Annotated in this window: 26 protein-coding genes; 9 read left to right on the top strand and 17 right to left on the bottom strand. The window is 72.0% G+C overall.

What is annotated here, in order from left to right:
• On the bottom strand, positions 1–1230 hold the full coding sequence (locus tag ASG49_RS01955) for a CdaR family transcriptional regulator (protein WP_056536401.1): 1230 nt from the start codon (positions 1228–1230) through the stop codon (positions 1–3).
• Positions 1231–1388: 158 nt separating this feature from the next.
• Here ASG49_RS01955 and ASG49_RS01950 point away from each other — a divergent pair, with 158 nt between their 5' ends.
• Genes ASG49_RS01950 through ASG49_RS01930 form a run of 5 tightly spaced genes read left to right on the top strand, consistent with a single transcriptional unit; the run spans position 1389 to position 6232 of the window.
• Positions 1389–2159, top strand: a complete 771-nt coding sequence (locus tag ASG49_RS01950; RefSeq protein WP_056539560.1) for an ABC transporter ATP-binding protein — start codon at positions 1389–1391, stop codon at positions 2157–2159.
• Between the two features lies 1 nt (position 2160).
• Positions 2161–2865, top strand: a complete 705-nt coding sequence (locus ASG49_RS01945) for an ABC transporter ATP-binding protein (protein WP_056536398.1) — start codon at positions 2161–2163, stop codon at positions 2863–2865.
• Between the two features lie 12 nt (positions 2866–2877).
• Positions 2878–3756 carry a branched-chain amino acid ABC transporter permease gene (locus ASG49_RS01940; protein WP_056536395.1) on the top strand — a complete coding sequence of 293 codons (879 nt, stop codon included), beginning with the start codon at positions 2878–2880 and terminating at the stop codon, positions 3754–3756.
• Entirely contained in the window at positions 3756–4895 is a 1140-nt protein-coding gene (locus ASG49_RS01935; protein ID WP_082533709.1) for a branched-chain amino acid ABC transporter permease, read from the top strand. Before ASG49_RS01940 ends, ASG49_RS01935 begins: the two co-directional genes overlap by 1 nt.
• Positions 4892–6232, top strand: a complete 1341-nt coding sequence (locus ASG49_RS01930) for an ABC transporter substrate-binding protein (protein WP_056536392.1) — start codon at positions 4892–4894, stop codon at positions 6230–6232. The genes ASG49_RS01935 and ASG49_RS01930 overlap by 4 nt, the downstream gene beginning before the upstream one ends.
• A 15-nt stretch (positions 6233–6247) precedes the next feature.
• On the opposite strand, the gene ASG49_RS01925 is transcribed toward ASG49_RS01930, so the two are convergent.
• A complete protein-coding gene (locus tag ASG49_RS01925; protein WP_056536389.1) occupies positions 6248–6850 on the bottom strand; it encodes a class I SAM-dependent methyltransferase in 603 nt (200 codons plus the stop codon).
• 127 nt (positions 6851–6977) lie between these two features.
• On the opposite strand from ASG49_RS01925, the gene ASG49_RS01920 reads away from it, so the two are divergent.
• Positions 6978–7373: a single-stranded DNA-binding protein gene (locus tag ASG49_RS01920; RefSeq protein WP_056536386.1), complete on the top strand. Its 396-nt coding sequence runs from the start codon at positions 6978–6980 to the stop codon at positions 7371–7373.
• Here ASG49_RS01920 and truA read toward each other — a convergent pair.
• Positions 7342–8199: a tRNA pseudouridine(38-40) synthase TruA gene (gene truA / locus ASG49_RS01915; protein ID WP_056536378.1), complete on the bottom strand. Its 858-nt coding sequence runs from the start codon at positions 8197–8199 to the stop codon at positions 7342–7344. The two genes, ASG49_RS01920 and truA, sit on opposite strands and share 32 nt — an antisense overlap.
• 53 nt (positions 8200–8252) lie before the next feature.
• On the opposite strand from truA, the gene ASG49_RS01910 reads away from it, so the two are divergent.
• From ASG49_RS01910 to ASG49_RS18460, 3 genes are all read left to right on the top strand, one after another.
• On the top strand, positions 8253–8864 hold the full coding sequence (locus tag ASG49_RS01910) for a hypothetical protein (protein WP_156384146.1): 612 nt from the start codon (positions 8253–8255) through the stop codon (positions 8862–8864).
• A gap of 21 nt (positions 8865–8885) precedes the next feature.
• The gene (locus ASG49_RS01905; RefSeq protein ID WP_056536372.1) at positions 8886–10577 is read left to right on the top strand and encodes an FAD-dependent oxidoreductase; all 1692 of its coding nucleotides are present in this window, start codon (positions 8886–8888) and stop codon (positions 10575–10577) included.
• Positions 10578–10665: 88 nt separating this feature from the next.
• Complete coding sequence (locus ASG49_RS18460) at positions 10666–11004, top strand: GatB/YqeY domain-containing protein (protein WP_056536370.1); 339 nt, start codon at positions 10666–10668, stop codon at positions 11002–11004.
• 87 nt (positions 11005–11091) lie between these two features.
• Here ASG49_RS18460 and rplQ read toward each other — a convergent pair whose 3' ends face one another.
• The 14 genes from rplQ to rpsE all read right to left on the bottom strand — a co-directional run bounded on the left by rplQ (position 11092) and on the right by rpsE (position 20134).
• On the bottom strand, positions 11092–11835 hold the full coding sequence (gene rplQ / locus ASG49_RS01895; RefSeq protein ID WP_056536367.1) for a 50S ribosomal protein L17: 744 nt from the start codon (positions 11833–11835) through the stop codon (positions 11092–11094).
• Positions 11836–11922: 87 nt separating this feature from the next.
• Positions 11923–12936, bottom strand: coding sequence for a DNA-directed RNA polymerase subunit alpha (locus ASG49_RS01890; protein WP_056536364.1), 1014 nt, complete (start codon positions 12934–12936; stop codon positions 11923–11925).
• Between the two features lie 74 nt (positions 12937–13010).
• Positions 13011–13619: a 30S ribosomal protein S4 gene (gene rpsD / locus ASG49_RS01885; RefSeq protein WP_056536361.1), complete on the bottom strand. Its 609-nt coding sequence runs from the start codon at positions 13617–13619 to the stop codon at positions 13011–13013.
• 30 nt (positions 13620–13649) lie between these two features.
• Positions 13650–14057, bottom strand: a complete 408-nt coding sequence (gene rpsK, locus ASG49_RS01880; protein ID WP_030483007.1) for a 30S ribosomal protein S11 — start codon at positions 14055–14057, stop codon at positions 13650–13652.
• Between the two features lie 79 nt (positions 14058–14136).
• Positions 14137–14511, bottom strand: coding sequence for a 30S ribosomal protein S13 (rpsM, locus tag ASG49_RS01875; RefSeq protein ID WP_056536358.1), 375 nt, complete (start codon positions 14509–14511; stop codon positions 14137–14139).
• 182 nt (positions 14512–14693) lie between these two features.
• The gene (rpmJ, locus tag ASG49_RS01870; protein WP_056536355.1) at positions 14694–14807 is read right to left on the bottom strand and encodes a 50S ribosomal protein L36; all 114 of its coding nucleotides are present in this window, start codon (positions 14805–14807) and stop codon (positions 14694–14696) included.
• A 27-nt stretch (positions 14808–14834) separates the two neighbouring features.
• Positions 14835–15056, bottom strand: coding sequence for a translation initiation factor IF-1 (gene infA / locus ASG49_RS01865; RefSeq protein ID WP_056536352.1), 222 nt, complete (start codon positions 15054–15056; stop codon positions 14835–14837).
• 239 nt (positions 15057–15295) lie between these two features.
• Positions 15296–16027 (bottom strand): glutamine amidotransferase, encoded by a 732-nt coding sequence (locus ASG49_RS01860; protein ID WP_056536349.1) that lies wholly within the window; start codon positions 16025–16027, stop codon positions 15296–15298.
• A 9-nt stretch (positions 16028–16036) separates the two neighbouring features.
• Complete coding sequence (map, locus tag ASG49_RS01855; RefSeq protein WP_056536346.1) at positions 16037–16876, bottom strand: type I methionyl aminopeptidase; 840 nt, start codon at positions 16874–16876, stop codon at positions 16037–16039.
• A gap of 5 nt (positions 16877–16881) precedes the next feature.
• Complete coding sequence (locus tag ASG49_RS01850) at positions 16882–17457, bottom strand: adenylate kinase (protein WP_056536343.1); 576 nt, start codon at positions 17455–17457, stop codon at positions 16882–16884.
• Positions 17457–18752: a preprotein translocase subunit SecY gene (gene secY / locus ASG49_RS01845; protein WP_056536340.1), complete on the bottom strand. Its 1296-nt coding sequence runs from the start codon at positions 18750–18752 to the stop codon at positions 17457–17459. Before secY ends, ASG49_RS01850 begins: the two co-directional genes overlap by 1 nt.
• A 137-nt stretch (positions 18753–18889) precedes the next feature.
• The gene (rplO, locus tag ASG49_RS01840; protein WP_056536337.1) at positions 18890–19330 is read right to left on the bottom strand and encodes a 50S ribosomal protein L15; all 441 of its coding nucleotides are present in this window, start codon (positions 19328–19330) and stop codon (positions 18890–18892) included.
• A gap of 1 nt (position 19331) precedes the next feature.
• Positions 19332–19514 (bottom strand): 50S ribosomal protein L30, encoded by a 183-nt coding sequence (gene rpmD / locus ASG49_RS01835; protein WP_056536334.1) that lies wholly within the window; start codon positions 19512–19514, stop codon positions 19332–19334.
• Positions 19514–20134, bottom strand: a complete 621-nt coding sequence (rpsE, locus tag ASG49_RS01830) for a 30S ribosomal protein S5 (protein ID WP_056536331.1) — start codon at positions 20132–20134, stop codon at positions 19514–19516. Before rpsE ends, rpmD begins: the two co-directional genes overlap by 1 nt.
• Positions 20135–20145: the final 11 nt, after the last annotated feature.

The raw sequence follows: 20145 nt of genomic DNA, 5'->3' as shown, positions 1-20145 counted from the left end.
TCAGGGCTCCTCGCCGCGACCGGGTTCGGGCTCGACGGTCATCAGGGCCAGCTCGAGCATCAGCTTGTCGCGCGGGTCGGTCAGCGTGCAGCCGGTCAGCTGCTCGATCTGCTTGGTGCGGTAGATGACGGTGTTGCGGTGGCAGTAGAGCTCCTCGGCGGCGTGCTTGGCCGACCCGTCGTGGCGCAGCACCGCCGCGAGCGTGCGCAGCAGGGTGCGCCGGTGGTGCTCGGGCTGGGCCAGCAGCGGGTCGAGCGTCTGCGAGCGCAGCAGCGGCAGCACCTCGGGGCTGCCGGCCAGCAGCACCTCGGGCAGCCGGTCGCTCACCGAGACCACCCGGCGCTCGCCGCGCGGCAGCGTCTCGGCGGCGCGGGTGGCGAGCTGGAAGGCGGTGGCGAAGCCGGCGAGGCCGTCCGGTGAGGCCGCCACCCCGACCCGACCGCGGGCGTGCGGGGCGAACAGCTCGACCAGCGCGGGCTCGCGGAGCGCCGAACCGGCGAGCAGCCCGAAGTAGACCCCGGTGCGGACGTGCCAGAACGACGTCACCCCCAGCCGCGCGAGCTGGTCGTCGGCCGCCGTCAGCGGCTCGTCCAGCGCCCCGTCGTACAGGGCCACGACGCAGGCGATGGCGGCGTCGACCCCCAGCCCGAGCACCGAGCGCACCTCGGCCCCGAACTCCGGGTCGCCGCCCCGGCCCGCCACCAGCGCGTCGAGGGTGCTCTGCTGGCGCTGCAGGTCGCGGCGACGCAGCCGGCGGCTCTCCTCGCGGTAGCCGTCGATCATCACGGCGTACTGCACGTCGAGCGCGGCCCACACCGCCTGTCCGGCCTCGATCAGCACCGCGTCGGTGATCGAGGTCTCCCGGGCCGTCTCGATGAGCGCCTGCCAGAGCACCCGCGACCCCATCGTGTAGGCGTTGAGGACCAGCTCCATCGGCACGCCCTGGCGGGCCCGGGTGCGTCCGGTCTCACGCCACAGCTCCACCGTCGCACCGCCGGCGACGTCGGCCTCGGCGAGCACCTCGAGGCCGCGCCGCAGGTGCACCCGGGTGCTCTGCCGCACCTCGGCACGCAGCTCGGGCGTGAGCCGCTCGTAGCCCTCGGCGTCCTCCTCGAACAACCGGCCCGAGATGGCGTCGGCGACCTCGTCGGCGCGCGGCAGCAGCAGCGCCCAGGCCTGGGCGACCTGCGCCCGCAGCACCGGGTCGCGCGAGGCGCCTCCCGAGATCACGTGCCCACGTTCGCACTCCCCGCACAATCCTGACCAGGGCAGGGGCGCGATGTCCCGCTCAAACCAAGACGTCTTGTGCGCTGCGCCTAGTGCGCATTCTGTGCGCGGGGACCAAGGTGGTGCACGTCACAGTCGGCGACCACGTCTCGGAGGCGCGCATGGACGGGGCCCTGGAGCTGCGCGGCATCACCGTCACCTACGGCGGGCTCACCGCGCTCAGCGAGGTCTCGCTGGACGTCGAGCCCGGCACGGTGCACGGCGTGATCGGGCCCAACGGCGCCGGCAAGACGACCTTGTTCAACGTCGCCTGCGGCTTCACCGCCCCCGACAGCGGCACGCTGACCTGGGAGGGCGCCCGGCTGACCCGGCTGCGGCCGCACGACCTCGCCGGGCTGGGCATCGCCCGCACCCTGCAGGGCGTCGGCCTCTTCGACCGGATGAGCGTGCTGGAGAACGTCGTGGTGGGCGCCGACACCCGGGCCCGCTCGGGCTTCTGGAGCTCGCTGCTCGGGCTGCCCCGCTCCTCGCACGAGGAGCGGCAGCTGCGCGAGGAGGCGATGACGGTGCTCGAGCGCCTCGGCGTCGCGTCGTACGCCGCCCGCACCCCGACGAGCCTGCCCTACCCGGTCCGCAAGAAGGTCGCCCTCGCGCGGGCGCTGGCCGCCCGACCGCGGCTGCTGCTGCTCGACGAGCCGGCCAGCGGCCTGGCCGCCGACGAGATGGACGAGCTCGGCGAGCTGGTGCGCGAGCTGACCGGGGAGATGGCGGTCCTCCTGGTGGAGCACCACATGGACCTCGTGATGCGGGTGTGCGACCAGATCACCGTCCTCGACTTCGGCCGTCGCATCGCCCAGGGGCCGCCCGCCGTGGTGCGCGACGACCCGGCGGTGCTCGCCGCCTACCTCGGCGACGCCGTCGAGGGGGTCTGAGGTGCTGCGCATCGAGGGGCTGACCACCAGCTACGGACCCGTCCGGGCGCTCCAGGACGTCTCCTTCACCGCCGAGCGCGGCAAGGTGACCGCCGTCCTCGGCGCCAACGGCGCCGGCAAGACGACCCTGCTCCGGACCGTCTCGGGGCTGGTGCGTCCCGACTCCGGCAGCGTCCACCTCGGCGAGCACGACATCAGCCGCACCCCGGCCGAGGCGATGCCCGCCCTGGGCCTGGCCCACGTGCCCGAGGGGCGGGGCGTGATCACCGAGCTCACCATCGCCGAGAACCTCCACCTCGGTGGGCTCGGCCGCGGGCGCAAGGTGAAGGCGGGCGACCTCGACCGCGTCTACGACCTGTTCCCGGTGCTGGGCGAGCGCCGCGAGGCCCGGGCGCACACGCTCTCGGGCGGCGAGCGGCAGATGCTCGTGGTCGGCCGCGCGCTGATGGCCGAGCCGTCGCTGCTGCTCCTCGACGAGCCCTCGCTCGGCCTCGCCCAGCGGATCACCGCGCAGATCTTCGCGCTGCTCCGCGACCTCGTCGCCGAGGAGGGCCTCACCGTGCTGCTGGTCGAGCAGAACGCCCGCAGCGCGCTCTCGCTGGCCGACCACGGCGTCGTGCTCAACCTCGGCCGCGTCGTGGCCGACGACCGCGCGGAGGTGCTGGCCGGGGACGACCAGCTCCGCCACGCCTACCTCGGATTCTGACGGGAGACCGACGTGCAGCAGCTGCTCAACACCGCCCTCGGCGGCCTCACCCTGGGCATGGTGTACGCCGCGTTCGCGCTGGCGCTCGTGCTGATCTGGCGCTCCACCCGGATCGTCAACTTCGCCCAGGCGCCGATGGCGATGCTGACCACCTTCGTGGCCCTCACCGTCATCGACGCGGGCTACTCCTACTGGATCGGCTTCGTGGTCGCGCTGCTGGCCGGGCTCGCGCTCGGCGCGGTGATCGAGCGGTTCGTCGTACGCCACGTCGAGGGGGGCCCGGAGATCAACGCGGTCATCCTCACCCTGGGCCTGTTCATCGTGCTGCACGCGCTGGCCTCGGTGGTCTTCGGCAACCGCTACCGCTCCTTCCCCGCGCCGTTCGGCATCCGCGGGATCGAGGTCGGCGAGACCACCATCGGGCTGACCGGCTTCGGCATCTTCACCGTGGTCGCGGTGCTCGTCGTGATGGGGCTGCTCGTCGCGCTGTTCCGCTTCACCGACGTGGGACTGCGGATGCGGGCCTCGGCCTTCAACCCCGAGGTGGCGCGGCTGCTGGGCGTCAAGGTCGGGCGGATGCTCACCCTCGGCTGGGCGCTGGCCGCGCTCGTCGGCTCGTTGGCCGCGCTGCTCATCGCCGGCGGCAGCCTGGTGCACCCGGGCTACATGGACTCGATCGTGGTCTACGGCTTCGTCGCGGCGGTGCTCGGCGGCCTGGACTCCCCGCTCGGCGCCGTCGTCGGCGGCCTGCTCCTCGGGCTCTCGCTCAGCTTCGTCAGCGGCTACCTCGGCTCCGAGCTGGTGGCGCTGGCCGCGCTCGGCATCCTCATGGCCGTGCTGCTGCTGCGGCCCGGTGGCCTGTTCGCCCAGGCCCAGGAACGGAGGGTGTGATGAAGCAACGCCTCGCGCGCGTCTGGGACGCCTCCGCCGGACGCCACCTGCTGCTCGCCCTGCTGGGCCTGGTCGTGGTGGTGCTCGTGGTGGAGAGCGTCAGCGACTTCCGCAACGTCCAGCTCGCCGCGCTGGCCTACCTCGGCATCGCCGCCGGCGGTCTCACCGTGCTGACCGGCCTCAACGGCCAGATCTCGCTGGGCCACGGCGCCCTGATGGCCATCGGCGCCTACACCGCGGCGCTGATGCTCCAGGACGGCGAGCCCCCGATCCCCCTGCTCGGCATCGTGCTGGTCTCGATGCTGGTCGCCCTGGCCGTCGGCACGCTCGTGGGCGTCGCCGCGGCGCGGCTGCACGGTCCCTACCTCGCCGGCGCGACACTCGCCCTGGCCGTCGCGGTGCCCGGCATCGCGCTGCGGTTCGGCGAGACCCTCGGCGGCGAGGCCGGCCTGCGGGTGCGGCTGCCCGACATCCCGGAGTGGGTGCTCGACGCGGCGTACTTCGTGACCGGCAGCGAGCTGACCCGCAGCAGCTACGTCGCCTACCTGGCCTGGCTGGTCCTGCTCGTCACCTACGTGCTGCTCGCCAACCTCTCCCGCAGCCGGGTCGGGCGGCGGTGGCGGGCGGTGCGCGACGACGAGGTCGCGGCCGAGCTCGCCGGCATCGGCCTGGGCCGGGCGCGGGTCTCCGCCTTCATGGTCAGCGCCGCGGCCGCCGGGGCCGCAGGCGCGGTGATGGCCTTCGCGGTCCGGCTCGCCGCCCCCAGCGGCTTCACGCTCACCCTCAGCCTGACCCTGCTGGCCGCCGTCGTGCTCGGCGGGCTCGGCTCCCTCACCGGCGCGCTCGTCGGGGCGGCGCTGCTGACGTTCCTGCCCGACGTGGTCACCGACGCCGGGCGCAGCGCCGGCCTCGGCGACATCCGCGCCGCCGAGCTGGCCCCGCTGGTCTACGGCCTGGTCATGGTCGCGGTCGTGCTGCTGGCCCCGGCCGGGCTCGTCGGCACCGTGCGGTCGGCGGCGGCCCGCCGACGCGCTCGCAGCTCGCGGTCCGGTGGCGGGACCACCCCGGACCGACGTACGACGCACACCGACGCTGCCCCGACCGGGGCCGTGCCCACCTCGAAGGGAGACGTCCGATGACCACTCACGACACCAGGGGCACCCGGCCCAGACGCCGGGCCCGCGCGCTCGTCGCCGGGGTCGCGCTGGCGACGCTCGTGCTCGGCGCCTGCGGCGGCACCCGCCCCGAGGGCGGCGCCACCACGGTCGGCGTCACCGACGACTCGGTCAAGATCGGCGGCCACTTCCCGCTGACCGGCGTCGCCGCGCCCGGCTACAGCGAGATCCCCACCGGCGCCAAGGCCTACTACGACTACGTCAACGCAGCCGGCGGGGTCAACGGCCGCACGATCGACTACCTCGTCCGCGACGACGGCTACGACCCCACCAAGACCAGCACCGTCACCAACGAGCTGGTCCTGAAGGAGAAGATCTTCGCGATGGTCGGCGGGCTCGGCACGCCCACCCACGGTGCCGTCGTCGACTTCCTCAACGACGAGGAGGTGCCCGACCTGTTCGTCTCCTCGGGCTCGCTCGCCTGGGGCGAGGACCCGGCGGAGAAGCCGTGGACGTTCGGCTGGCAGACCGACTACGAGAGCGAGGGCAAGGTCATCGGGCAGTACGTCGCGAAGAACTTCCCCGACGCGAAGGTCGGGCTGTTCCTCCAGGACGACGACCTCGGCGCCGACGGCGAGAAGGGCCTGCAGCAGTACATCGGCGACCAGGTCGTCGAGACCGTGCGCTACACCTCGGGCAACACCGACGTGGCCCCGCAGATCTCCGCGCTGCAGTCCTCCGGGGCCGACCTGGTGATCGGGTTCAACACCCCGTCCTACACCGCGCTCTCGCAGCTGACCTCGCTCAAGCTCGGCTTCAAGCCGCAGTGGTTCTACACCAACGTCGGCTCCGACGCGACGCTCGTCGGCTCGCTGCTCTCGCGGTTCTCGGAAGGTGCGGTCAAGGGCGGCGCCAGCTCGCTCGACGGGGTGCTGACCACGAAGTACCTCGACACCGTCGACGACGCCGACAGCGAGTGGATCAAGCTCTGGAAGAAGGTGTGGGAGCAGGAGGGCGACGACCAGCCGCTCACCAACTACCGCGTCTACGGCATGGCCCAGGCCTACACCTTCGTGCAGGCGCTGCAGGCCGCGGGCAAGGACCTCACCCGCCAGGGCATCGTCGACGCGCTCGAGGAGCAGGGTGGCGACTTCGAGGGCCCGATGGTGGCGCCGTTCGCCTACAGCAAGGACAGCCACATGGGCACGACCGGCATGCGCGTGGCCAGCCTCGACGGCGCCAAGGTGGTGCCCGAGACCGAGGTCGAGGTCACCGAGATCGGCGACAACCCCATCGAGCCGGACACCTCCGACGCCGGCAAGGACGCACCGCCCGCCTCGGGCATCCCCGGCCAGGACTGACGTCAGGACGGGCTTTCAGGAGGGTCGCGACTCCAGCACCCGGAAGCCCTTCGCGCTCGCTGACCTGGTGGTCGGGAAGCCCTGCTCCCCCAACCACCGGGTCAGCGAGTCGGCGCCCAGGTTCTTGCCCACCACCATCACCGCGCGACCGTCGGGCCGCAGCCGCGGCAGCCAGGTCAGCAGCAGCTCGTGGAGGGCGTCCTTGCCGACGCGGATCGGCGGGTTCGACCAGATCTCGTCGAAGCGCAGGTCGGCCTCGACCTGGCCCGGGAGCAGGGCGCGGAACCGGTCGGCGACGCCGAGCCGCTCGGCGTTCTCGCGGGCCAGCAGCAGCGCCCGCTCGTTGACGTCGACCGCGGTGACCCGCGCCTCCGGCACCGCGACGGCGACCGCGAGCCCGATGACGCCGTAGCCGCAGCCGAGGTCGAGCACCTCCCGGGCCTGCGTGGGGGGTGCGGTCTCGCGCAGCAGCACGCCGGTGCCGACGTCGAGCCGGCCCCGGGCGAAGACGCCCGAGCCGGTGGTGAGCTCCAGCCAGTGGCCCCAGACGTCCGCGCGGACGGGCACCCGGGTGAACGGCGTGCTCGGGTTCGCTGCGAAGTAGTGCTCCTCGGTCACGCCGTCCCTCTCGTCGTACGCCGCCCCGCGGCGGGCCCGGTCTCCACAACCGCCGTCGGCGCCCCACCTTTCCACAGCCGCGCACGCGCCCTCGCGGGCGTCCCGCCGCCCGGCCCACCCTGGCGCCATGAGCACCGCGCCCGCCGCCACCCCGCCCGTCCCCGACCCGGCCGACCGGTCCCCCGAGCCCGGTGGCCACCGCAACGAGGTCGTCCTCGTCGGACGGGTCAGCGCCGAGGCCGAGTCGCGCGACCTGCCGAGCGGTGACCGCCTCGTCACCCTGCGCGTGGTCGTCGACCGCCCGCCCGTCACGGGCAGCACCCGTCGCACCGTCGACGTCATCGACGTGGCCTGCTGGACCAAGCGCACCCAGCGCACCGCGGGCCGGCTCGCCGCCGGCGACGGGGTCCGGGTCGAGGGTGCCCTGCGCCGCCGCTTCTTCGCCGGAGCCGCGGGGCGCGCCAGCCGCTACGAGGTGGAGGCCGCCCGGCTCACGCGGGCGCCGTCGGCGGCAGCGTCCTGAGCGCCCGCGACGTGCGCGCCCTCGAGGCGAGGTCGGCGTCCGCGGGGTAGGCGACCTCCTCGAGGGTCAGCCCGTGCGCGTGCGCGACCGTGACCGCGGGGTCGCGTCGACGACCGGCCAGCACCTCGGCGGCCCACTCCGGGGGCCGACGCCCGTCGCCCACCGCGAGCAGGCACCCGACGAGGGCCCGCACCATGCTGTGGCAGAACGCGTCGGCCCGCACCGTCGCCTCGAGGGTGCCCGCCCCGGGGCCGTGCTCGCGCCGGGCCCAGGTCAGGTCGAGCAGCGTGCGGATCGTGGTCGCGCCCTCCCGCTTGCGGCAGAACGCCGCGAAGTCGTGCTCGCCCAGCAGCCGCTGCGAGGCCTCGGCCATGACGGCCTCGTCCAACGGCCGCGGCCAGGCCAGGACGTGGCCCCGGACCAACGGGTCGACCAGCGTCACCCGGTCCGCCACCCGGTAGACGTAGCGCCGCCAGACGGCCGAGAACCGCGCGTCGAAGCCGGCCGGCGCCGGGGCGACCGACCGCACCCGGACGTCGGCGTCCAGCACCCCGCCGAGGCGACGCAGCAGCGCGTCGACCGGGGCGTCGGTGCCGCGACCCACCACCGCCGCCAGCGCGTCCTCGTCCACGTCGACGTGCGCGACCTGGCCGCGGGCGTGGACCCCGGTGTCGGTGCGCCCCGCGACGGTCACCTCGGCGGCGTCGACCCGGAGCACGGTGGTCAGGCCCCGTTCGAGCTCGCCCTGCACGGTGCGCAGCCCGGGCTGGCGGGCCCACCCGTGGAAGCCGGAGCCGTCGTAGGCGAGGTCGAGACGCAGCCGCACCGCGCCAACCTACCGTCGCCGCTCGGGCGCGCCCGTCTGGGATGCTCGGCCGCGTGACCCTGTCCCGGCGGCTGCTCCTGCTCACCTCGGGCTGCGTCGTCCTCGGCGTCGGTGTCGCCCTGCTCCTGGCGGCCGACCTCGGCTCCGACGGCTTCTCGACGCTGGTCAACGGGCTCTCCCGGACGAGCGGGCTGCCCTTCGCGGTCGCCAACCTAGTCGTGAGCGCCGGCTACCTGCTGCTCGCCGCCAGCCGGAGGCTGCTGCCCGGCGTCGGCACCGTGGTGCAGGTGGTCGTGGTCGGCCTGGTGGTCTCGGCGCTGCTCCCGGCGGTCGCCACCCCCTCGTCGTACGTCGGCCGCGGGCTGCTGCTCGCCGTCGCGCTGCCCGTCCTGGCGCTCGGCATCGCCGCCTACCTCGCCGGACACCTCGGGGCCGGGCCGATCGAGAGCGCCGCCCTGGCCTGGGACCCGCCGGTGCCGTTCCGCTGGAGCTACGGCGTCGCCCAGGGCGCGAGCGCGGTGGTGGGCTGGTTGCTGGGCGGCACGGTCGGGGTGGGCACCGTCGCGGTCGTGGTGCTGCTCGGGCCGCTCGTGGACCTGGCCGGGCGCGTCCTGCGCCTCGACGTGCACCAGCCCCGGGCCGGCCGGGCCGCCGCCAGGAGTTGACCGCGGGGCGATGATGGCGCGGTGAGCCCGACCGACCGCCGCCCGCTGATCGTGGTCTGCGCACCGCAGCACGCCGACGACCTCGCGCTGCCGCTGCGCCGCTACGAGGCGGAGTACGACGTGCGGCTGACCGGGTCCTCGGCCGAGACGATGTCGCTGCTGCGCGGCCTCGACCCCGACGACCACGTGGCCCTGCTGGTCGCCGAGCCCGACCTGCCCGACGACCACGTGCTGCGTGCCTTCCACTCCTGGCGCACCCTGGTGCCGACCGCCCGGCGGCTGGTGACCGCGCACGCGAGCCGGTTCCGCGCCCGGGCCGACGACCTGCGCGGCGGCCTGGCCGCGGGCAAGTACGACGCCTACCTGCTGATGCCGCAGGGCGTCCGGGACGAGGAGTGGCACGGCGCCGTCACCGAGATGCTCTCGGAGTGGGGCTCGCACGTCGACAACCCGACCTGGGCCTCGGTCCAGGTGGTCTCCCCCGTGGTCGACGCCCTCACCACCGCGATCCGCGACTTCTGCTACCAGATGGGGATGCCGGCACGGGTCCTGGACCCCGACAGCCCCGAGGGCGCGGCCGTGGTGGCCGAGCACGCCGCGGCTCGGCCCGGCCCGGCGGCGTACCCCCTGGTGCGGGCGTTCGGCCGGGCCCCGATGGCCGTCACCTCGGTCCACGAGGTCGCCGCCTCGGTCTACGGCGCCCCCGACCAGGTCGACGTCGAGCACGAGGTCGACCTCGTCGTGGTGGGTTCGGGCCCCGCGGGGCTGGCCGCTGCGGTCTACGGCTCCTCCGAGGGGCTCTCGACCGTGGTGCTGGAGACCGGCGCGGTGGGCGGCCAGGCCGGTACCAGCTCGATGATCCGCAACTACCTGGGCTTCCCGCGGGGCGTCTCGGGGATGCGCCTGGCCCAGCGCGCCCGCGGCCAGGCGCTGCGGTTCGGGACCCGCTTCTTCACCGGTTGGCCGGTGCGGGAGCTGGTCGTCGGCACCCCGGACGCTCCCGGGCACACCGTCGTCACCGACGGCGGCAGCATCCGGGCGCGATCGGTCGTGGTCGCCACCGGGGTGGCCTACCGCCGCCTCGGGGTGCAGCCGCTGGAGGACCTCGTCGGGGTCGGCGTCCACTACGGCGCGGCCGTCAGCGCCGCCCACGAGTGCGCCGGCCAGGACGTGGTCGTGGTCGGCGGCGGCAACTCCGCCGGCCAGGCCGCGCTGCACCTCGCGCGGTTCGCGCGCTCGGTCACGGTGCTGGTGCGTCGGCGCGGCGTCGAGGAGACCATGTCGGACTACCTGGTGCGCGAGCTGCGGTGGACCCCGCGGGTGCAGGTGCGCCCGTGCGCCCAGGTCGTCGACGGGGGCGGTGACGAGCGGCTGCGCTGGATCGCGGTCCGCGACCTCGAGACCGGCGAGGTCGAGCGCCGCGAGCTCGCGGGCCTGTTCCTGCTCCTGGGCGCCGACCCGCAGTGCGACTGGCTGCCGGAGGCCGTCTGCCGCGACGAGCGCGGTTTCGTGCTCACGGGGCGCGACCTGCCCCAGCGGCTGTGGGTCGACGGGGTGCCGCCACCGGAGCTGGCGACCGCCGTCCCGGGCGTCTACGCCGCCGGTGACGTCCGGGCGGGGTCCATGAAGCGGGTCGCGGCGGCGTCGGGCGAGGGAGCGAGCGTCGTACCCCTCGTCCACGGGCACCTCGCCGACCTCGACCGCCGACGCTGAGGCCGGACCTGCCACACCGAGACGCACGAGGGCCCACGGGTGCCGAAATGTCTTGGGTCCGACGGCTCGCCGCGGTTACGGTCGGCGGATGCAGGGGGACACGACGACCCGCGCGCTGCGCCGCCGGATGGTGGTGGCGCTGGCCCACGCGACCAAGGACCACGACCACACCACGGCGATCGCGCTGCGCTCGACCCTGGCCGTGCTGGCCAGCGCCGAGGCGGTCCAGGGCCGGCCGGGTGTGCGCGACCGCGGGTCGGAGCCCCCGGGTCAGGCGCTCAGCGAGCTCGAGGTCGCCGGCATCGTCGCCGCCGAGGCCGAGCAGCGCGAACGAGCGGCCGCGCGCTACCGCCAGGCCGGCGACCCGCGGCGCGCCAGCCGGATGCTGGCCGAGGCCGAGGTGCTGCGCGCCTTCCTCGACGACTGAAGGCACCGGTCCGCCGGCCGGGTCACGGACGCACGCGAGGCCCGCCACCCCAGGGGTGACGGGCCTCGCGTGCGTGGGTGCTGCTGGTCAGTCCTGACCACCGGGGGCGGTGAAGCCCGCGGCCTCGGCCGACTCGACGGAGTCGAACCAGACCTCGGCGATGGTCTGGGCGTACGCCGGGCTGAGCGGCTCGTGGTACTTCATCGAGTCCTCGTTGCCCTTGATCGGGAAGCCCTCGGGGGCCTCCTGCTCGTCCTCGAGCGGGGCGTGCGAGCCGGCGTACTTGCCGGACACGCCACCCTCGGTGGCCTCGGCCACGACCACGTCGTCGCCCGACTCCGCGGACTCGGCCGTCTCGGTGGTGGTCTCCTCGGTCACCGGCGCCGCGGCGGTGGCGGCCGTGGTGCGGGGAGCCGACGGGGTGTAGGGCTCGGTCACCAGCGAGATGACGGCCATCGGGGCGTTGTCGCCCTTGCGGGGGCCGATCTTGGTGATCCGGGTGTAGCCGCCGGGACGGTCACCGAAGCCGGGAGCGATCTCGGCGAACAGGCGGTGCTGGGGGAACTGGTTGACCGCCAGCACGCCGTCCTCCTCCAGCTGACGCTGGTCGACGCTCGTGTAGAGCTCGCGCATCACCAGGCGCCGGTTGTGCAGGTCGCCCTTGCGGGCCTTGGTGATGAGCTTCTCGGCGTAGGGCCGCAGCGCGCGGGCCTTGGCCTCGGTGGTCGTGACGCTGCCGTGCTGGAACAGCGAGGTGGCCAGGTTGCGCAGGATCAGGCGCTGGTGGGCCGGGCTGCCGCCGAGGCGGGCGCCCTTCTTGGGCTTGGGCATCTGGGGATCTCTTTTCTCTCCCGAGCCGTGTCAGGTACTCGAGTAGGGGGTTCGGACGTGAGCGCACGCACGCTCACGGTCGTGCGATCAGTACTGCTCGTCCTCGACGAACGAGTCGTCGTCGTCGTCGTACGCCGCGAGGGCGGTCGCCGGGTCGAAGCCGGGCGCGCTGTCCTTGAGGGACAGGCCCATCTCGACCAGCTTGGCCTTGACCTCGTCGATCGACTTGGCGCCGAAGTTGCGGATGTCGAGCAGGTCCTGCTCCGAGCGCGAGATCAGCTCACCCACGGTGTGGATGCCCTCGCGCTTGAGGCAGTTGTAGGAGCGGACGGTGAGGTTGAGGTCCTCGACCGGCAGCGCCAGGTCCTGCGCCAGCTGCTCGTCGACGGGCGACGGGCCGATGTCGATGCCCTCGGCCTCGACGTTGAGCTCACGGGCCAGCCCGAAGAGCTCGACCAGCGTCTTGCCCGCGGACGCGATCGCGTCACGGGGCGAGATCGACGGCTTGGTCTCGACGTCGATGACGAGCTTGTCGAAGTCGGTGCGCTGCTCGACGCGGGTGGCCTCGACCTTGTAGGTCACCTTCAGCACGGGGCTGTAGATCGAGTCGACCGGCAGCCGGCCGATCTCGTTGTCGGCACCCTTGTTCTGGGCCGAGGAGACGTAGCCGCGACCGCGCTCGACGATCAGCTCCATCTCGATCTTGCCCTTGGCGTTGAGCGTGGCGATCTTGAGGTCGGTGTTGTGGACCTCCACGCCCGCGGGGACCTCGATGTCGGCGGCGGTCACGACGCCCGAGCCGGTCTTGCGCAGCACCATGGCCACCGGCTCGTCGTGCTCGCTGGAGACCACGAGGGCCTTGAGGTTGAGGATGATCTCGGTGACGTCCTCCTTGACGCCCTCCACGGTGGAGAACTCGTGGAGAGCGGTGTCGACCTTGATGCTCGTGACCGAGGCACCGGGGATCGACGAGAGCAGCGTGCGCCGCAGGGAGTTGCCGAGCGTGTAGCCGAAGCCGGGCTCGAGGGGCTCGATGACGAACCGCGAACGGGTGTCGTCGACGACCTCTTCCGACAGGGTCGGGCGCTGAGCGATGAGCACTGTTGTTTTCCTTTCCGAGCCCACCCGCTATTTGACGGGCTCGAACATGCGTGGTGTGTCGGGGAGGGTGGTGATTACTTCTTCGAGTAGTACTCGACGATGAGCTGCTCCTGGACGGGCAGCTCGATCTGCGCACGCACGGGGCGGGAGTGCACGAGGATCCGCATCCGCGAGGGGATGGCCTCGAGCCACGCCGGGACGAGCCGGTCGCCGTGGGTCTCGCGAGCCACGATGAACGGCGTCATCTCCAGGCTCTTCTCGCGCACGTCGATGATGTCGTGGGCGTCGACCTGGTACGACGGGATGTCGACCTTCTTGCCGTTGACCCGGAAGTGGCCGTGGACGACCAGCTGGCGGGCGTGGCGACGCGTGCGGGCGAACCCGGCGCGGTAGACCACGTTGTCCAGACGGCACTCGAGGAGCTGCAGCAGGTTGTCACCGGTCTTGCCGGTGCGCCGCGCCGCCTCCTCGTAGTAGCGGTGGAACTGCTTCTCCATCACGCCGTAGGTGAAGCGGGCCTTCTGCTTCTCCTGCAGCTGGTTGCGGTACTCGGACTCCTTGATGCGGGTCCGGCCGTGCTGCCCGGGGGCGTAGGGGCGCTTCTCGAACGCCTTGTCCTCACCGACGAGGTCGACACCGAGACGGCGCGACTTCTTGGTCATGGGGCCGATGTAACGAGCCATGGGTCGTAAGTCTCCTGTTCGGTCTCTGCGTCAGACGCGCCGGCGCTTGGGCGGGCGGCAACCGTTGTGGGGGGTGGGGGTGACGTCCTGGATGGTGCCGACCTCGAGGCCGATGGCACCCAGCGACCGGATGGCGGTCTCGCGACCCGACCCCGGACCCTTGACGAAGACGTCGATCTTCTTCATGCCGTGGTCCATCGCACGACGACCGGCGGCCTCGGCGGCCATCTGGGCGGCGAACGGGGTGGACTTGCGCGAGCCCTTGAAGCCGACGGTGCCGGCCGAGGCCCACGAGATCACCGCACCGGTGGGGTCGGTGATCGTGACGATGGTGTTGTTGAACGTGCTCTTGATGTGGGCTTCGCCCTGAGCGACGTTCTTCTTCTCCTTGCGGCGCACCTTCTTGGCGCCGGCCGCGCTGCGGCTCTTGGGGGGCATTGCTGTACTCCTCGAAAAAGTCTGGTGATAGCTCGGGACCGGGTCCGACCGAGGTCGGGACCGGCGGCAGGCGGAAGGCCTACTTGGCCTTCTTCTTGCCGGCCACGGTGCGCTTGGGGCCCTTGCGGGTGCGCGCGTTGGTCTTGGTGCGCTGACCGCGCACGGGCAGACCCATGCGGTGGCGGCGGCCCTGGTAGCTGCCGATCTCGATCTTGCGACGGATGTCGGCCTGCACCTCACGACGGAGGTCGCCCTCGATCTTGAACTGCGACTCGATCTCGTCGCGGAGCTTCACCAGCTCGTCGTCGCCCAGGGTGTGCACCCGCGCGTTGGGGTCCACCCCCGTGGCCGCGAGGACCTGCTGGGAACGGGTTCGGCCGATGCCGAAGATGTAGGTGAGTGCGATCTCGATCCGCTTGTCACGGGGGAGATCGACACCAACGAGGCGTGCCATGTGCTGGCGGTGTCCTTTCGGGTCACGGTGGTCTGGTCGTGTCGCGTCCCGCAGCTGTCGTCGGGCTCCGGCCATCCGCTCCGGAGGTGGTCGGGGGCGCTCGGCCCCCTAGCGATCACGTAGGTGGTGTCTTCAGTTGTGCTGCTGCTCGAGCCGGGCCCCGACGGATCGGGACCGGGGGCTCAGCCCTGGCGCTGCTTGTGGCGAGGGTTGGAGCAGATCACCATGACGCGGCCGTGGCGACGGATCACCTTGCACTTGTCACAGATCGGCTTGACGCTCGGGTTGACCTTCATGTCAGCCCTTCCTGGGTCGGCTGGCGGTTACTTGTAGCGGTAGACGATGCGACCCCGGGTGAGGTCGTACGGCGAGAGCTCCACCACGACCCGGTCCTCGGGGAGGATCCGGATGTAGTGCTGGCGCATCTTGCCGCTGATGTGGGCGAGCACCTTGTGTCCGTTGGAGAGCTCCACCCGGAACATGGCATTGGGGAGGGCCTCCACGACGGAGCCCTCCATCTCGATCACGCCTTCTTTCTTCGGCATGTCCTCCGCAATCTGCTCGTCCGTTGTCTACCGTCGGCCCGGGAACCTCCCGGGCGCCCTGGAGCGCACCGGGTGGACCTCGTGAAGCCGTCCCCCGAACCTCTTCCCGGGCACGCAGCACAACCTCCAAGAGGAGAGGTGCGGCGATGTCCGGGCAGCCGTGAGGCACCACGGGACGAGCCCACGTTGGGCCAAGGAGAGAGTCTAGGTGAAAACCGGCCCCCGGCGTTAATCGGCGCTCACCGGGCGTGCAGCGCCACGAAGTTGGCCAGGATCCGGGTGGGGTGCTCCACGGTCACGCTCCGCGAGAGCTCCTTGAGGGTCTCGGCCTGGTCGGGCGGGAAGTAGCCCGCGTCCTTGTAGACCTCGATGCGCGTGCAGACCCCCGCGAGGTCGAGCTCGGGGTGGAACTGCGTGGCGTAGACGTGCCGGCCGACCCGGAAGGCCTGCACCGGGCAGGCGGCCGACGTGGCCAGCCGCACCGCCCCGGGCGGCAGCACCTCGAGCGACTCCTTGTGGCCGCCGTACGCCGCGAAGTCCTGCGGCAGCCCCGCCAGCAGCGGGTCGGCCAGCCCCTCCTCGGTCAGGGTCACGTGCAGCGGGCCCACGGCCTCGGGGTGCTCCCGCCCCACCACACCGCCCTGGTGCGTGCCGAGGGTGCCGATGCCGTAGCAGGCCCCCAGGAAGGGGAAGTCCTGCGCGACCACGCGGTCGAGCAGCCGCGACAGCTGCACCTCGGCCCGCCGCTGCTGGGGCGACTTCGCCGGCTCGGGCTCGCTGGCGTTCCACGGTCCCCCGCCGAGCACCACGCCCGACCACGCGTCGAGGTCGAGCTCGGGCAGGTCCTCGGCGTGCACGTTGACCCGGGGCAGGTCACGCTCGTCGAGGCCGGTGAAGCGAAGGAAGGTGGCGTACTCGTCGTCCGCGGCCTCCGGCTCGGCCCGGATCGAGACCAGGAGGAAGGGCAGCATGCCCGCGGGTCAGTCCCCGCCGTAGGGCACGCCGAGCTCGGCGAGCCGGGCCCGGCCACCGTCGACGGCGGTGAGGATCCACGCGCCCTCGGGGGTGAGCGTGAAGGTGTGCTCGGAGTGCGCGGCCCAGCTGCCGTCGGCCGAGAGGACGGTCCACTCGTCGTCGTCGAGCACGGCGTGCTTGCTGCCGAGCGTCACCATCGGCTCGACGGCGAGCGCGAGGCCACGCTCCAGCCTGGGTCCGCGACCGGCGCGACCGTAGTTGGGCACGTTGGGCGGCTGGTGCATCGCGGTGCCGATGCCGTGCCCGGTGAAGTCCTCCAGGATCCCCCAGGAGCCACCCGTCGGGTGGGCCTGCGAGCGGACGTGCTGCTCCACCGCGTGCGAGATGTCGGTGACGCGACCGCCCAGGCGCGCGGCCGCGAACCCTGCCCACATCGCCTCCTCGGTGACCCGCATCAGCTCGCGCACGTCGGGTGCGACCTCGCCGACCGGCACCGTGATCGCCGCGTCGCCGTGCCAGCCGTCGACGATGGCGCCGCAGTCGATCGAGATGACGTCGCCCTCGGCGAGCACCCGGGACCCCGGGATCCCGTGCACGACCTGGTCGTTGACCGAGGCGCAGATGCTGGCCGGGAACGGCGGCGCGCCGTAGCCCAGGAAGGAGGGGGTGCCCCCGCCGTCGCGGATGTGCTGCTCGGCCAGGCGGTCGAGCTCGCCGGTGCTCACGCCCGGGCGCACCGCCTCGCGGAGCACCTCGAGCGTGCGGCCGACCAGGAGGCCGGCCACCCGCATCAGGGCGATCTGGTCGGGCGTCTTGATCTCGACGCCCCGGTCACGCAGTCCCATCGGGCCTAGCTCTCGCGCACGTCCTGGAGCGCCGCGAAGATGCGAGCGGTGACCTCCTCGACCGGACCCATGCCGTCGACCTCGACCAGCAGCCCGCGCTCGCGGTAGACCTCGATCAGCGGCTCGGTCTGCTCGGTGTAGACCTCCTGGCGCCGGCGTACGACGTCCTCGGTGTCGTCGGAGCGACCGTCGGTCTCGGCGCGCTGCAGCAGCCGCTGCACCAGCTCCTCGGGGTCGACGGTGAGGACCACGACGGCGTCGAGCTCGTGGCCGGTGTGACGGATCATCCCGTCGAGCTCCTCGACCTGGGCCAGGGTGCGCGGGTAGCCGTCGAGCAGGAACCCGGGCTGGGCGTCGGCCTCGTCGATGCGGTTGCGCACCATGAGGTTGGTGACCTCGTCGGGGACGTACTCCCCCGCGTCCATGAACTCCTGGGCCTGCTTGCCCAGGTCGGTCCCCTGCGAGACGTTGGCCCGGAAGATGTCACCGGTGGAGATCGCGGGCACGCCGTACTTGTCCGCGACCAGCTTGGCCTGGGTGCCCTTGCCGGCCCCGGGAGGGCCCATGAAGATCATTCGCATTAACGGAGGAATCCTTCGTAGTTGCGCTGCTGGAGCTGGCTCTCGATCTGCTTCACCGTGTCGAGGGCGACCCCGACCATGATCAGCAGCGAGGTGCCGCCGAACGGGAAGTTCTGGTTGGCGTTGACCCAGACCAGGGCGATCAGCGGGATGAGCGAGATCAGGCCCAGGTAGAGAGCGCCCGGCAGCGTGATGCGGGACAGGACATAGGAGAGGTACTCCTCGGTCGGCTTGCCCGCCCGGATCCCGGGGATGAAGCCTCCGTACTTCTTCATGTTGTCCGCGACCTCTTGGGGGTTGAAGTTGATCGCGACGTAGAAGTAGGTGAAGAAGATGATCAGCAGGAAGTAGGTGATCATGTAGAGCGGGTGGTCACCGCGCACGAAGTACGTCGAGACCCACCGCACCCAGGCGGCGTCGGAGCTCTGGTTGAACTGCACCGCCATGGCGGGGAGGTAGAGCAGGCTCGAGGCGAAGATGACCGGGATGATGCCGGCCTGGTTGACCTTGAGCGGCACGTAGGTCGAGGAGCCGCCGAACATCTTGCGTCCGACCATGCGCCGGGCGTACTGCACCGGGATCCGCCGCTGCGCCTGCTCGATGAAGACCACGGCGGCCATCACGACGAGCCCGATGAGCATCACCGCACCGAAGACCCAGGGGCCCTGCGACTGCTGGACGCCCCACAGCGCGCCGGGGAAGGTGGCCACGACCTGGGTGAAGATCAGGATCGACATGCCGTTGCCCACGCCGCGCTCGGTGATCAGCTCGCCGAACCACATGATGATCGCGGTGCCCGCGGTCATGGTGACGACCATCAGCGCCGCGATCGTGGCGCTGTTCTCGTAGAGCAGGTCCTCGCGGCAGTTGGGCAGCAGGTTGCCGGCGCGGGCCAGGGCCACGATGCCGGTCGCCTGGAGCACCGAGAGCGCCAGCGTGAGATAGCGGGTGTACTGGGTGATCTTCGCCTGGCCGGACTGGCCCTCCTTCTTCAGCGCCTCGAGCCGCGGGATCACCACGACGAGCAGCTGCAGGATGATGCTGGCGGTGATGTAGGGCATCACGCCGAGGGCGAAGATGGTTAGCTGGAGGAGTGCGCCTCCGGAGAAGAGGTTGATGAGGCCATAGACCCCGCCGCTCTCGACCTGGGCGAAGCACTTCTGCACGTTGCTCACGTTGACCCCGGGGGCCGGGATCTGCGACCCCAGCCGGAAGATCGCGACGATGAACAGCACGAACAGCAGCTTCTTGCGCAGGTCCGGCGTGCGGAAAGCGTTGACGAATGCGCCTAGCAACGTGCCTCTCCTCTGGTGCGACCGGCACGGAGCAGGTCGGGTCGGCGAACCTCGGAAGCCTAACAGGGCAGGACGGTGACCAACCGGCCGGAGCCGGTCACGCCGTCCTGCCCTGCGACAGGTTCAACTGCTGGGGGTCAGAGCTCGGTCGCGCTGCCACCGGCAGCCGCGATCTTCTCCTTGGCCGAGGCCGAGAACTTGTCGGCGGTGACCGACACGGCGACGGCGATGTCGCCCTGACCGAGGACCTTGACCGGCTGGCCCTTGCGGACCGCGCCCTTGGCCACCAGGTCGGCGACGGTGACATCGCCCCCGTCGGGGTAGAGGGCGTTGATCCGGTCCAGGTTCACGACCTGGAACTCGACCTTGAACGGGTTCTTGAACCCGCGCAGCTTGGGCAGGCGCATGTGCAGGGGCATCTGACCGCCCTCGAAGGCAGCCGGGACCTGGTAGCGCGCCTTGGTGCCCTTGGTGCCTCGACCGGCGGTCTTGCCCTTCGAGGCCTCACCGCGACCCACGCGGGTCTTGGCGGTCTTGGCCCCGGGGGCCGGACGCAGGTGGTGCAGCTTGAGCGTCATCTCAGTCAACCTCCTCGACCGTCACGAGGTGACGGACGGTGTGGACCATGCCCCGGAACTCCGGGCGGTCCTCCTTGACGACCACGTCACCGATCCGCTTCAGACCCAGCGAGCGCATGGTGTCGCGCTGGTTCTTCTTGCAGCCGATGGTGGACTTCTTCTGCTCGACCTTGAGGTTCGCCATCAGGAAGCCACCTCCTGGCTCACGCCTTCGGGCACCTCGTTCTTGGCACGCAGCAGGGCCGCCGGAGCGACGTCCTCGACACGCAGGCCGCGACGAGCGGCCACCGCCTCGGGCTCCTCGAGGGAGCGCAGCGCCTCCACCGTGGCGTGCACGATGTTGATCTGGTTGGAGGAGCCGAGCGACTTGCTGAGCACGTCGTGGATGCCGGCGCACTCGAGCACCGCGCGCACCGGACCACCGGCGATCACACCGGTACCGGGAGCGGCGGGACGCAGGAGCACGACGCCGGCGGCCTTCTCACCCTGGACGGGGTGGGGGATGGTGCCCTGGACGCGGGGGACGCGGAAGAAGTGCTTCTTCGCCTCCTCGACACCCTTGGCGATCGCCGCGGGCACCTCCTTGGCCTTGCCGTAGCCCACGCCGACCATGCCGTCGCCGTCACCGACGATCACCAGGGCGGTGAAGCTGAAGCGACGACCACCCTTGACGACCTTGGCGACGCGGTTGATCGCGACGACGCGCTCGATGTACTGGCTCTTCTCCTGCTGGCCACCGCGACCACCGTCACGGCCACCGCGGCCGCCACCGGCGCGCTGTCCGCGCTGCTGGGATCCGCTCATCAGATAACTCC

Origin of the sequence: Marmoricola sp. Leaf446, from assembly GCF_001424755.1 — a bacterium.
GTDB lineage: Bacteria > Actinomycetota > Actinomycetes > Propionibacteriales > Nocardioidaceae > Marmoricola.
The sequence above is the reverse complement of the archived record's forward strand: the minus strand, read 5'-3'. Positions and strand labels throughout refer to the sequence as shown.